We start from the raw sequence: 12860 nt of genomic DNA on the forward strand, positions 1-12860 counted from the left end.
TGCCTTATGGCTGCTGTGCTGAGATAGCCGTTAGCTGATAGCCTTGTTCGGTCTGGCGGAAACTGAATGTCACAGATGTACCTGCGGGTAATGGCTGTGCGGCCAGGCTCTCCGGCAGGTCAAATGTCATGGTCATCGGTGGCCAACTCAGCGCCGGAATGGCGGAATGAGCGATAGATACGCGGGTGGCATGCCAGGTTTTTATCTGGCCTTGGGAGTGATAGCTTTCTGCTGGTGCAGAATCCGCCATTATTGTATGACTACCATGAGACATCGGGCTACTTTCACTCATGGCCGGGCTGGCGGCGAACAGCGGGGAAGAGAGCAGTAATACAGCAGATACAGCGCTAAATAAGATACGCATAGTAATAACTCCAAAACATAGAATAAGCACAACACACCACGGTTAAGTGGCCTGAAGAAAACGGTTATTTATGTCTGGATCTATTCTCTAAAACGGCAGAAAGCGATTTCGGTGGGGGGGCCGACAATGGGGGGCGTATGCCAGTCAACGCGTTGGACGCGCGGTGTTTGCTGCCTATCAGCCAATACTAACTCCGTATTGGTAGGTAAGGCGGCCAGCACCAACATACCGCTGTCCGACTGGACGGAGTCAGGGATGCAGTGTTTTTCACATAAGGAGTTTTGCGCCTGACCATGAGACATATCCATCATTGATGGCATGTCGTGCATTTGGTTTTCTGTTGCTAAAGGGTCAGGCTGTATATGCCCTTGATGCTGGGTAAATACCGGCGAGGCAGAAGGGGCAATATCACACTGATGGCCGGCGATGGCCAACTGCGCGTTGAGAATCAGCCAGCAGGCAACCAGCAGCATACCGCACATGCGCATTTTACTGGCGCGCATCCGGTGCATAAGCTGTGGTACTCCCATAAATGCTGGCATGTTTAACCTGAATGAGTGGTGATATTAAATAATGCTGCCAGCGAGTATAGGGCTATCTCTCTGTTTTTAGAATGGTTTCATCGGGTTGCACTGAATGAAATAAAAGGTTGCTAAAACGTTAGCCTGCTGAATTTATTCTATTTATTTCGATATCTGAAGCCGCAATGGGGTTGATTAGCGGAAATATTTACTTTTCTTTAAGCTATTATCCAACGCCCGCGGAGTTATTAGCCCACACCGCTATGCATCAATCGGCGTGGGCTGAATAAGCCTAAGTCTTACCAGGCATAACTGACAGTAGCGGTGGCAACACGGCCACTGCCATAGAAGCAAGCTGCCATCTGTGCACAACTGGCAACATATTCTTTGTTGAACACATTGTTGACGCTAACCTGCAAACTGGTGCCTTTCATCGCTGGCAGAGCTTGTCCCAGTTCATAACGCATCATCCAGTCATACAATGTCACCGCCGGGACTTTAAAGCTGTTCTTGGCATCACCCCAACTGGGGCCGATATAGCGGACACCAACACCGGTGGATAAGCCATCGACTACTCCTTTATCAAAGGTATACATTCCCCACAGTGAGGCGGAATGGCTTGGTGTGCGGGCTGGCATTTTACCTAATTCAGCCAGTGTTTTGGTTTCACGCACTTTCCCTTTGGTGTAGGTATAGGCAGCAATCAGGTTGATATTGTCGTTAATCTCACTGTTTAACTGCGTTTCGATCCCTTGAGATTGTACTTCACCAATTGGGACGTTGTAGGCCAGTGCCTGGTCGTATTGGCTGATATTTTTCTGGCGTAAATCGTACAATGCGGTCGTCAACAAGGTGCTGCTGCCCGGTATCTGATATTTGAGGCCAAGCTCAACTTGACGCGCGGTAACCGGGTCCAATGCCCCAGTCCCCGGCGCGCCTTTGGCGGTGCTAGGTTCAAATGAAGTACTGTAACTGATATATGGCGAGATACCGGAATCAAAGGCATACAACACACCAGCACGGCCGGTAAAGGCATGGTCGTCTTGTTGATCCTGAGTGGCGGTTTTGCGGCTTAGCGTTTTTAACTGTGACCAGTCATAGCGCCCGGATAAGAGGAAATTCCACTTATCCAGTTCAATTTGATCTTGTAAATAGACCCCCACCTGATCGAGTTTGGTCAGATCACTGCTATTGAGTGACAAGTCACTCTCTTTAATATTCAGACCATAGACAGGTGATACCCAATCCAGATTGTATTTTGTCTGCACGGTGCCCATAAAGAACTGACTATCAATACGGCTACGTTTGTAATCCAGCCCAGTCAGCACCGTATGGTTTAACTGCCCGGTCCAGAAATCAGCTTGCAGTTGGTTATCAACGGCAAACTCAGCCATGGTCTGGCGCTCGATTTGCGGGCGGCGAGTCATGGTGCGGTTATCTGGCAGCAAATTCATAAAGACCAGATACTTGTAGTCTTGCTTGTTATAGCTGTAGCGCAGGTTCTGGCGGAATTTAAAGGTGTCATTGATATAATGCTCAAGGGCATAACCGACAGAGGTCTGCTCGCGTTCAGACTGATCAAATGACGGGTCGCTAACGTTAAAATCGTAAGGTATATGGCCGTATGCAGTACCAAACACGGTTCCAGTGGCTGGCAAGAAGTTACGTGAACCGGCTTTGGGTTCTTTCTGATAACTGGTCAGTAAGGTAAAGGTGGTGTCTTCGTTCGGGATAAAGGTTAATGCCGGGGCGATAGCAAAACGCTCCTGTTTAAAGGTATTTACGGCATCATCTTGTGTTCTGCCAAGCCCGTTCAAACGATAGAGTACTTTACCTTCATCATCCAACACGCCACCGAAGTCGAATGCTGCTTCAGCCAGGCTATTATTGCCTGCACCCACCTGCACTTTATGAATACTTTCCGCTGTTGGGCGTTTACTGACCATATTGATCAGGCCGCCGGGGTTCACCTGGCCGTAAAGCACTGATGCTGGGCCGCGGATTACTTCAATTCGTTCCAGCAGCCAGGGGTCTATCTGGCCTCCACGGCGTGCACCACCTAATGAGTTGTAGCTTAAGCCATCGAGAAAACGCGGGGCATAGCCAAAACCACGAATGATCACTTCGTCATTCATATTCGAGCCGCCACGGTATTCCGGCACGACACCGGCGGTATAGCGCAGGGCCTGTGCCACAGAAGCCGCTCCTTGATCTTGCATTTGCTGGCGGGTAATAACTGAAACTGATTGTGGGGTGCGGATCAGTGGTGTGTCAGTTTTAGTCGCGGTGGCGCTGTTTTTAGCGACGAAACCATCATCTTGTTGGCCGCTGCCCGGTTTGGCGACAACCACTAATTTATCTTCTTTAGCCGCAGTGGCCGCTAATGCGTTGAGTGACGGTATCAGTATCAAGGTGGTGGTGAATAATAAGGTCTTTGCTGTGCAGCCTGCGCGAAATGGCAATGTTGTTGGTATCTTCTTGCCAGAAATATCAAACATGATTTATCCCTACCTGGAAGTACAATAATGGAAAGTATTTGAACCTCATACGTCAGGTTCTTGATGCCAACCGGGCTTTATTTGCCTCTATTTAGCTGGGTTGTTACAAAAAAACGTTATATTCCAATCCAATAACCGTCGCATAGCACATCGCCCATATCTAAATTACGATGATAGGCTGGCACACTGGAGAGAATGCTTACTATGTTATTGCAAATAATAATACTTCTCAATATTATTTGTATTTAGGTGATAACCTTATATATATTAAGTCTTATATCCATTTGTAATCGCGCGCAGTAGTCGCGCTAGCAATGAATAAAAACGTAATCATAAATAGACCGTGACCGGTGTGATGACATAACGAGGGCAGCGTGTGAGAGTGGCGAGCGAATATCCAGAGAGTCAGCAGTTATTACAGGATCCTTCGGCGGGCAGTGAATCATGGTGGCAGCGCATCGCACAATGGGGAACGCCCCTGACTGAACCGGCAGCAGCCGGCAAAGTAAAGCTAACTTTCCTGTGGCGCGACCAACAAGGAAAGGCGCGCGACTCGGTATATAGTTGCGTGTATATCGATGTTAACGGCGTGACAGATCACCACAGCGTCAATCCTGAGTCGCTCACTCGGCTGGGCCAAACGGATGTTTGGTATTGGCAGGCAGAGGTAGAGTCTGATTTTCGTGGCAGTTACAGCTTTATTCCTGCCTCAGCAGAGAAATGTTTGAATTTGCCAGCCGGTAGCCCGCAACAACAGCGCCTGGCACAGCGCAATTGGTGGATCTCGTTGATGGATCTCGCTGAGAACGATCCGTTAAACCCGATCGCTGCGCATTGCAGTTATCGCGGAATGCCACTTTCTGCGGTTCATTTAGCCGATGCCTTGCCGCAAACGGCCTGGCAACCAATTGATGCGGGTAAAACGCTGCCCGCCGACCCGCAACGTTTGCAACTGATTCGCTGGCACAGCCAGTTATTGGGCAATAGCCGCAATGTGTGGATTTATTCAACGACAACGGGGGCTGAAGATAAAGCCGAACGCCCATTGGCTATCTTGCTGGATGGCCAATATTGGGCACTCAGGCAGCCGGTGTTTGGCATTTTGGATAGTGAAACCGCCGCAGGGCGTTTACCTGCCAGCGTCTATGTGTTGATCGACATCATTGACCAGACTCATCGTTCGCAAGAGCTGCCTTGTAATCAGGATTTCTGGCAGGCATTGCAAACGGAATTACTCCCGCAGATTGCACTGCAACACGCTTTTACTGAACAAGCGTCTCGTACTGTGGTCGCCGGGCAGAGTTTTGGTGGGTTGGCATCGTTATACGCGGGGTTACATTGGCCACAGCGTTTTGGTTGTGTATTGAGCCAGTCTGGTTCGTTCTGGTGGCCTGATGTTGATAATTTCAAGGCACTGACGGCGGGGAGTGCTGAGCGTCAGGGCTGGTTGACCAAGCAGGTATCTCTGGGATTGGGGGCGAGCCAGCCATTGAATATCTTTATGGAAGCAGGCCGCCGTGAAGATGTGATTTATCAGGTCAATCAAGCCATGAGCGCAGCACTGCGCCAGGCAGGGCATCGATTACAGTATCGGGTTTATGCGGGCGGGCATGATGCTCTATGCTGGCGAGGTGGCTTGATTGATGGATTACGCTGTCTGTTAGCGTCTTAACCGCTGCAAGCGAGCAAAAGGGCAGACTCACCCTCCGCTCGCTTGCTGACTAAATCTTAAATCGCCCCTTCGGTATCACCAACGGTGTATGTGAAACTGGATCATCAATGATCAAACACGGCATACCAAACACTTGCTCGACCAAATCTGCCGTGATCACCTCGCGCGGGTGGCCTTGTGTAACTATCTGCCCGTCGCGCATGGCGATAATATGGGTGGCATAACGGCAGGCATGATTAAGATCATGCAGAACAGCAACCAAGGTATGGTTATGTTGCTGATTAAGGTTGCTGAATAACTCCAGTAAATCAATCTGATGGGCGATATCTAAATAGGTGGTGGGTTCATCCAACAGCAACAGCGGCGTCTGCTGTGCCAATACCATGGCTATCCATACTCGCTGGCGTTGCCCACCAGATAATGCGTCCACTGATCGGTCAGCCAGTTCACTGACACCGGTGGCTTGCATGGCATTACTGACCGCCAGTTTATCGGCCTGTGTCCATTGCTGTAATAACTTCTGATGGGGATAACGGCCACGCGCTACCAAATCCAACACGCTGATACCGTCCGGTGCTTGCGAGCTTTGTGGCAACAAACCCAAATGACGTGCCACCTGCCGGGTATCAATGCTGGCGATATTCTTACCGTCTAAAATTACCTGACCTGCTTGCGGTTTCAGCAAACGGCTCAGTGCGCGTAGCAGCGTTGATTTGCCACAGGCATTGGGGCCGACAATCACCGTAAATTCACCATCAGGAATGGAGACGCTCAGGTTCTGGCTGATTATCTTACCGTCGTAGCCCAGTGTTAGGGCGTCGGCCCGTAAGCGGGAGGGAAAAGCGCTGTGGTGTAGGGTGGTTGCAGGGGTAACAATACTCATGATCGCCCGGACTCCCGAATTAAAAGCCAAATAAGATACAGGCCGCCGATGCTGGTGGTAACCACGCCGACCGGCAATTGATTAGGTGGAAATAGGTGTTGAGCGCAGAGATCGGCGGCAACCAGTAATAAGGCTCCCATCAGTGCCGACGTGGTTAACGTCACTGAGGATGTGCCCGCCAGACGCCGCGCTATTTGTGGTGCGGCTAACGCAATAAAGGCGATAGGGCCAGCGGCGGCGGTGACGGCAGCCATTAGAATGACGCCAATCGCCATCAGGCTCAGGCGAGTTTTCTCAACGGGAACCCCTAAGGCACCAGCGGCATCATCGCCCATTTCCAGCAGCGGCATGCGGCGGCTTAGCAGCATTGCGGCTATCGTCGCGGCAAAGATAAATATCAGTGATGGCAGGCCCTTAGCCCAGCTCAGACCATTCAATGACCCCGCCCCCCAAGCCGCGGCAGTCATCGCCGACTCCAGTGATGCGGTGATTGTCAGCCAGGTATTGAATGCCGTTAGCATCGCGCCAATGGCAATGCCGACAATAATTAGCCGAAAGCCCTGAATCCCTTGCCGATATGCCAGCAGATACACCGCAATAGCTGCCAGTAACCCACCAACCAAGGCACTGCTGGCAATCTCGAAATAGTTACCATTAAACAGCGTAATCGCCACTAACGCACCGGTATAGGCACCCATATTAAAGCCGATGATGTCAGGGCTACCGAGTGGGTTACGTACTAATGACTGAAATATTGCGCCACTGATACCCAGTGCGGCACCAAAAATAAGCGCCATCACTGCGCGGGGTAAGCGCCACTGATTGACGATAATATCCACCGCTCCACGGGTTTGCCCGAACAAGGCACTAAGTACCTGTTGAGGTGTCAACGCCAGAGTCCCGGCCATTAATGCCAGCAGTGCGCCCAACAAGCAGGCCAGCAGCAGCAGGCTGCAAACAACTAAACTGCGTGGTCGGATGCGCAAATTTATTGCGCCATCAGGGCGGCCAAATAGCCACGGTGAGGTGACAGACTTCATAGCGCAGTCATCCTTTTGTTACGTCGAACGAGCCAGATCAGTAAAGGCGCACCAATAAATGCCGTTACGACGGAAACCCGTAATTCGCCCGGCACCAAGAAGCGACCAATAATGTCAGATACCAGCAACAGGATAGGTGTCATCACTAATGTGAATGGGAGAATCCAGCATTGATTTGGCCCGACAATCCAACGGGCGATATGGGGAACCATCAGGCCAACAAAGGCGATAGGGCCAACGGCTGCGGTAGCAGCACCGCACAACAAGGTAACGGCGATGACCGCCCAAAATTGGGTTTGGACAATTCTAGCCCCAATCGCGGCAGCCAAATCCTCTCCCATATGCATGGCATTGAGTGGCCGCGCCAGCAACAGGGCGATTACGCAGCCGAGCAGGATTGCCGGAGTGACGGCCAATACCACTGACATACTGCGGATATCCAATGAGCCTGCCTGCCAGAAGCGGATACGATCAAAGACCAGTGGATGTGTCAGTGATATGCCAGATGAAATCCCCATTAATACTGCGCCAATCGCGACACCGGAAAGTGTCAGGCGCAGAGGATTAACGCGCCCACCCCCCTGAGCTCCGACCCAATACACCACCAGTGTGGTTAACATCGCGCCGATAAAAGCGGAAATAAGATAACCCTGGATGGCACTAACGCCGAAAAAGATGATACCGATGGCGACGGCAAAACTGGCTCCGGCATTGACGCCAAGAATACCGGGATCAGCCAGCGGGTTACGGGTTAGGGCTTGGATAACAGCACCCGATAACCCCAGAGCCGCACCGGCAAGCACGCCAATCAAGGTTCGCGGCAGACGTGATTCAACGATTAAAATGCTATCAGCGCTGTGCTCTGTGCCAAGCAAACTCTGCCAGACCACGGAGAAAGGAATAGCTTTGGCACCCAGCATCAGGCTGGCAGCCATGACCAATAGCAGGACAACAATGCTGAACAGCAGCAGCGACCCGCGTCGGCGCGCTGGTGTCGTTGAATATTGGTCTGGGGAATAATCAAGTGGCATTGTAACTCTTTTTAATAAATAACTATTATTATCGATTTTATTACTATTATATTTCAGTAGGTTAGCATGAATTTCCGGCAACATTCCTGAACAGCCTCAACGTCAAAACCCGCACTCGTCCAATCAATGGGGCGGTGTAAACATCCCTTCAATTCGAGCTAACAGATTACTCGCACTGTAATAATCCAACCGGAAAGTGTCATAACCCACGGCATAAACCCGGTTGTGTTCAATCGCTGGAATATGTGCTAAAAATTTATTACTTTTCAATGCATCAACTGACGGTTGATCACCGGAGAAGAGTAAAATAGTTTCACCGCTCAGACCTTCAGCCAGCTTCTCGCCACCTAACTGAACAATATCCTTACGATGTCCCATACTGGTGTTACCTTTCACGGTTTCAGGTATTTCAGCGAGCCTAAAACCCAACGCTTGCAACAATTTTCCTTGTGCTGAGTCTTCGGTCCACACGTTCGCGGTGCTGCCTGCGGCCTGATAGACAAAAGCCGAGGTCGGCTGTGGTGGTAAGGTAATATTCTGTTTCACCTCATTGAGCCGGTTGGCAAATTTATCAATCACCTCTTTTGCATCGGTTTCATGACCGGTTGCCTGCCCCAATATCATTGCCAACTCTTGCCAGCTTTTATCATCGTAATTAATCACTAAGGTTGGCGCGATAGCGGATAACTGCTCATACAATTTCACCGCTGAATCCCCTCCGGTGGCAGAAATAATAATTAAGTCCGGGTTCATGCCAGCCACAGCTTCGGCGTTTGGTTCAGTCTGATATATAGGTACTAAATTTTTTGTCTGCGCGACGTCAGACCATTGAGTAAAGAACCCTTGGTTATCTGCGACAGTGGAGTTGGGGGCTGTCGCTCCACTGGCAATCACCGGCGCATTGATCGCCAGTAAGGTGCCAGTGATGGTGATACTGGTGGAGACAATCCGTGTAGGTTGCTGGATTAATGTAACCGGGCCTTTAGCCGTTTCCACCGTCCGGGACCATGTGGGTGCGCTATCACCTGCCGCTGATGTGTTGCTCTCTTCGGCAGGTTTACAGCCGGATAGCCAAAGTGTCAGGCACAGCAAGCCCAACAAAGCAGGCAAAGAACGGGATGTTTTACAGGTAGACATATAGCGGGACATAACGGCGTTTTCTCTTTCTATTTAACGATGCCAGGCCGTAATTTATCATGCCATAAGGTGAATGGTAGTAATTATTATTCCTATTACCATTTGTGGTGTGATTAGTGAAAGAGATGATTGGCGTGGTCATCTCCAAGACAGGAATTCTGGCGAAATATTGCACCAACCAAACCATTTACAGGACGATCAGTTGCGTGCTGGCCATGACTCATTAGCATAATTTAAGCTAATTCAGGCTGCCTCTGGGGGCTATGAGTAGCGCAAGTTGAGGTGTAATACCGGCCTGCGATCGTTGGCCGTTCTTCTTCTCATATCACTTACCGTTGTGTTAAGCACAATGCCCATATCGCAATGAATAAAATTGTCATTTCCCCAGTCTTGTTCCCTTACTAAAAAAACGCAAAACCCGCTATGGCAGATAAATAGTTAAATTTTGCTGTATAGCGTGCCTGATGGTTTGATATGAATTTTTGTTATTATTTTATTTATCTCGTCCAATCGCCTTTAATAAGATATTTAATTCTGCGGTTGCAAAAACAGGTAATTATCTATCTGTAAGCAAATTAATTGATTGGCTAACTATTCCAATAGTTAATAGGCAATGAGTCGCTGTATTTATATTCAAAATAAATACATATTTTTTGGAGAAGACTGAGCATTATTAATCAGTTTTCGATCAAAGTTATCGAACGTTATTTACATTTTAATAGGTGAAATCAATCAGTTATTTAATATTGATCGGTTATCTTGATCTTTTGTATTGGTTTTATGCTATTTTGGTGATTAATCCTGATAATTAACCTTTTTCCCTGCGGGGATTATCAGCGATAAACACCTTGAAATCTCAAGGAAATAAACTAAAAAAATAAGACACAGGGGTATTCCCGTGAATTTTCTAAAACATATCACCATCAGGATGGCGCTATTATCTATTCTTGTTATTTTTTTGTTGCTCTGGGGAGGTGTCTCGACCTTTACATTATTTTCACTTAACCAATTGACGAGTTCATTACATCTGAGTTCTAACCAACAAAAAAACATTAATATTATTAATAGAGGTAATGACCAATATTTTCGTGTGGTTACTCGTTTAAGTCGTGCTGCGGCTTATCGTCAAAGTGGGGCAACTGCCAATGCTGATCGTGAATTGGCCTCAGCAGGTGTAGCACTGAAAAATACCCAGGATAATTTGGCAAAATTCAAGCTGCAATCTCATGAGTCGATGGATCCAATCTTGACCGATAAAACCATTCAAAGCTGGTCAACACTCTTGAGCAAAGGGATCGAACCGATGGTTAAAGCGGTTACCGAGAATCGCTTTGAAGATTATAACAAGTTATTTAACAATGATTATCCGCCATTGAGCCGGGAGTTCGGTGCCACAGTCGAGAAGTACAATTCTGCGGTTGATATTGCAACAGAGGCTGCCAGTTTGCGGGTTGAGACATTAGTCGACTGGTGTCAACGGGCGCTTTTTGCTGCATTAATTGCCGGTGTTATTATTCTGTTCTTAACAGATCGCTACATCGTCAGTTATTTAGTGCGCCCGTTGGAGTCGATCAAGGTGCACTTTAAGCGCTTAGCTGAAGGGCAATTAGGCCGGCCAATGCCTGAGTTTGGGCGTAATTGCGTCGGGCAATTGATCCCTTACTTACGTGAAATGCAAAGTAGTCTGGTGAATACGGTATCAACCATTCGCAACAGTACCGATGCGATTTATACCGGAGCCGGTGAAATCGCTGCGGGAAATGCGGACCTCTCTTCCCGTACCGAGCAACAAGCGGCGGCACTGGAAGAAACCGCGGCCAGTATGGAACAATTGAATGCAACGGTGAAACAGAACGCCGAAAATGCTCATCAAGCCAGTAAGTTGGCTGAGAATGCCTCTGCAACAGCGAAAAATGGCGGGCGGATTGTCAACGATGTCGTTGCTACCATGAGCAGTATTACGGAAAGCTCACGCCGTATTGCGGATATTATCGGTGTGATAAACAGTATCGCCTTCCAAACCAATATTCTGGCACTGAACGCGGCGGTTGAAGCAGCCCGGGCCGGTGAGCAGGGGCGGGGTTTTGCGGTTGTAGCAAGTGAAGTTCGTAATTTGGCCCAACGCAGTGCACAAGCGGCGAAAGAAATCGAAGGGTTGATCAGTGAATCGGTATCCCGCGTGAATATTGGCTCACAGCAAGTTTCTGAAGCAGGGGAGACGATGAACAGCATTGTGCAGGCAGTGACCAATGTAACCGATATTATGGGCGAGATTGCCTCCGCTTCTGACGAACAAAGCCGCGGGATTGGTCAAATTGGGCAAGCTGTCGCCGAGATGGACGGCGTCACACAACAGAATGCCTCCCTGGTACAAGAGTCCGCCGCCGCCGCCGCCTCGTTAGAAGAACAGGCACGGCAACTCACAGAAGCGGTCTCTGTTTTTAATTTATCAGATAATATGCAAGCCACTCATTCTTAGTTAAACTTTGATTCAATTTAAGAAATAACAATTGTTGTCGTAATAATAGTAGAGAACAACCACCGGATTGCGCTAATAGCCAGCGCCGTCTGGTGGTTTTCTATTACCAGTTTTAGATATTTAGTCACAAAAACGATATAGTGAGCTAGGTTGTTATTAGCTTTCAATAATAAAAAATTCATGTTTTTATCGGGTTAAACAATGAGAATTGCTTACTTTCGCGGCATTTTGTTTTTACTGGCGATGATTATTTCATCGTCATCTTTTGCCATTAACTGCCAGCGTGCAGCGACACCGGTTGAATACACCGTATGCGGTGACGAAGATTTACACTGGCTGGATCAGACATTTAGCGATATCTATCAGTCTATGCTGGTTAAATATGATACAGAAACAGTGTATCAGCAACGACAAATATGGGAGAAATCCCTTAACAGTTGTACCAGTGATAGCTGTATTCAGCGCGCCTATTTTCAGGGCATTGCCTCAATGTCTGATATTGACAAAAATTTTGATTGGAACGGGCAGTGGTGGAATATCACCAAAGGGAATGACCGGGGCGGTGTTATCAAAATAACCCGGGTTGCTGAGTGGGGATTTAGTATCGATAGCCGCGCTTGGTCCGGTGAGAATACCGGTAATTTTAGAGCTGAAGCGCGTAAAATTGAAGGGTTGGCGGTTGTTGATCTTATTGAAAATACAGCAAGCTGCCGGTTATTACTGATCCCGATAAAAGATGGTTCAATTCAGGTGCACAGCAATGGCAGTTGGGGTTGCCGAATTTCGATGCCTAAAGATGTCTTTATTGACGGGCAGTATATTCGGGCTGAAAAAGATCCGCGTGAGACTCCGAGCTTACTCTCGGTCGGTATTTTTACTGATACCAAGAACGATAAACTTTTCCGTGAGTTAGTCGGCGACCATTACGCCCAGTTTGTCGCCTCAGCCAACGTCTATATCTATAGCAATGACCGGGATAACCGCGGGGCAAAAGTATTATCCACCTGGGTGCGAGGTGCAGCCAATAAGCGTGCATCAATCATTATGTATAACCGTGCTGGTTTGATGTGGGCCGCGTATGTTGCGCCTGAAAAAAATGGCACGCTGCGGGTTCACTATTTTACGAATGTGCCTGAAGATAAAGATAAAAGACCCAAAACGATTGTTGAATGGCAGCAAACCTTTATGGATAACTAATCATTTGAAATGGTAAGAATTAATGAGCCTCATCCTTG

10 protein-coding genes are annotated in these 12860 nt (G+C 48.5%); 3 read left to right on the forward strand and 7 right to left on the reverse strand.

The features are described from left to right. Window positions 1-4 precede the first annotated feature (4 nt). The 3 genes from EL015_RS03130 to EL015_RS03140 all read right to left on the reverse strand — a co-directional run bounded on the left by EL015_RS03130 (window position 5) and on the right by EL015_RS03140 (window position 3383). The gene (locus tag EL015_RS03130) at window positions 5-364 is read right to left on the reverse strand and encodes a copper-binding protein (protein ID WP_005188167.1); all 360 of its coding nucleotides are present in this window, start codon (window positions 362-364) and stop codon (window positions 5-7) included. An 80-nt stretch (window positions 365-444) separates the two neighbouring features. After that, complete coding sequence (locus EL015_RS03135; protein ID WP_005188166.1) at window positions 445-876, reverse strand: hypothetical protein; 432 nt, start codon at window positions 874-876, stop codon at window positions 445-447. Between the two features lie 308 nt (window positions 877-1184). Further along, window positions 1185-3383: a TonB-dependent siderophore receptor gene (locus tag EL015_RS03140; RefSeq protein WP_005188164.1), complete on the reverse strand. Its 2199-nt coding sequence runs from the start codon at window positions 3381-3383 to the stop codon at window positions 1185-1187. Between the two features lie 376 nt (window positions 3384-3759). Here EL015_RS03140 and fes point away from each other — a divergent pair, with 376 nt between their 5' ends. Further along, window positions 3760-5055, forward strand: a complete 1296-nt coding sequence (gene fes, locus EL015_RS03145; RefSeq protein ID WP_032906927.1) for an enterochelin esterase — start codon at window positions 3760-3762, stop codon at window positions 5053-5055. A 49-nt stretch (window positions 5056-5104) separates the two neighbouring features. Here the strand turns inward: fes and EL015_RS03150 are convergent, their stop codons facing one another. The 4 genes from EL015_RS03150 to fepB form a co-directional block, all read right to left on the reverse strand. Beyond that, window positions 5105-5938: an ABC transporter ATP-binding protein gene (locus EL015_RS03150; protein ID WP_050073884.1), complete on the reverse strand. Its 834-nt coding sequence runs from the start codon at window positions 5936-5938 to the stop codon at window positions 5105-5107. Next, window positions 5935-6978, reverse strand: a complete 1044-nt coding sequence (fepG, locus tag EL015_RS03155; RefSeq protein WP_032906926.1) for an iron-enterobactin ABC transporter permease — start codon at window positions 6976-6978, stop codon at window positions 5935-5937. The genes EL015_RS03150 and fepG overlap by 4 nt, the downstream gene beginning before the upstream one ends. Continuing rightward, on the reverse strand, window positions 6975-8009 hold the full coding sequence (fepD, locus tag EL015_RS03160; RefSeq protein WP_032906941.1) for a Fe(3+)-siderophore ABC transporter permease: 1035 nt from the start codon (window positions 8007-8009) through the stop codon (window positions 6975-6977). Before fepD ends, fepG begins: the two co-directional genes overlap by 4 nt. A 123-nt stretch (window positions 8010-8132) precedes the next feature. Beyond that, window positions 8133-9158 (reverse strand): Fe2+-enterobactin ABC transporter substrate-binding protein, encoded by a 1026-nt coding sequence (gene fepB, locus EL015_RS03165; protein ID WP_032906925.1) that lies wholly within the window; start codon window positions 9156-9158, stop codon window positions 8133-8135. An 886-nt stretch (window positions 9159-10044) separates the two neighbouring features. Here fepB and EL015_RS03170 point away from each other — a divergent pair. Together EL015_RS03170 and EL015_RS03175 are read left to right on the forward strand one after the other, a co-directional pair. Beyond that, window positions 10045-11625: a methyl-accepting chemotaxis protein gene (locus EL015_RS03170; protein WP_005188133.1), complete on the forward strand. Its 1581-nt coding sequence runs from the start codon at window positions 10045-10047 to the stop codon at window positions 11623-11625. Between the two features lie 201 nt (window positions 11626-11826). Further along, complete coding sequence (locus EL015_RS03175; RefSeq protein WP_005188128.1) at window positions 11827-12822, forward strand: lysozyme inhibitor LprI family protein; 996 nt, start codon at window positions 11827-11829, stop codon at window positions 12820-12822. The last annotated feature ends 38 nt before the right edge of the window (window positions 12823-12860 follow it).

It is taken from the genome of Yersinia intermedia (assembly GCF_900635455.1).
Classification (GTDB): domain Bacteria; phylum Pseudomonadota; class Gammaproteobacteria; order Enterobacterales; family Enterobacteriaceae; genus Yersinia; species Yersinia intermedia.

Excerpts from the sequence above, each read along its gene's own strand:
- EL015_RS03130 (WP_005188167.1), bottom strand. The coding sequence starts at position 364 with ATGCGTATCTTATTTAGCGCTGTATCTGCTGTATTACTGCTCTCTTCC.
- EL015_RS03135 (WP_005188166.1), bottom strand. The coding sequence starts at position 876 with ATGCACCGGATGCGCGCCAGTAAAATGCGCATGTGCGGTATGCTGCTG.
- EL015_RS03140 (WP_005188164.1), bottom strand. The coding sequence starts at position 3,383 with ATGTTTGATATTTCTGGCAAGAAGATACCAACAACATTGCCATTTCGC.
- EL015_RS03150 (WP_050073884.1), bottom strand. The coding sequence starts at position 5,938 with ATGAGTATTGTTACCCCTGCAACCACCCTACACCACAGCGCTTTTCCC.
- fepG (WP_032906926.1), bottom strand. The coding sequence starts at position 6,978 with ATGAAGTCTGTCACCTCACCGTGGCTATTTGGCCGCCCTGATGGCGCA.
- fepD (WP_032906941.1), bottom strand. The coding sequence starts at position 8,009 with ATGCCACTTGATTATTCCCCAGACCAATATTCAACGACACCAGCGCGC.
- fepB (WP_032906925.1), bottom strand. The coding sequence starts at position 9,158 with ATGTCCCGCTATATGTCTACCTGTAAAACATCCCGTTCTTTGCCTGCT.
- EL015_RS03175 (WP_005188128.1), top strand. The coding sequence starts at position 11,827 with ATGAGAATTGCTTACTTTCGCGGCATTTTGTTTTTACTGGCGATGATT.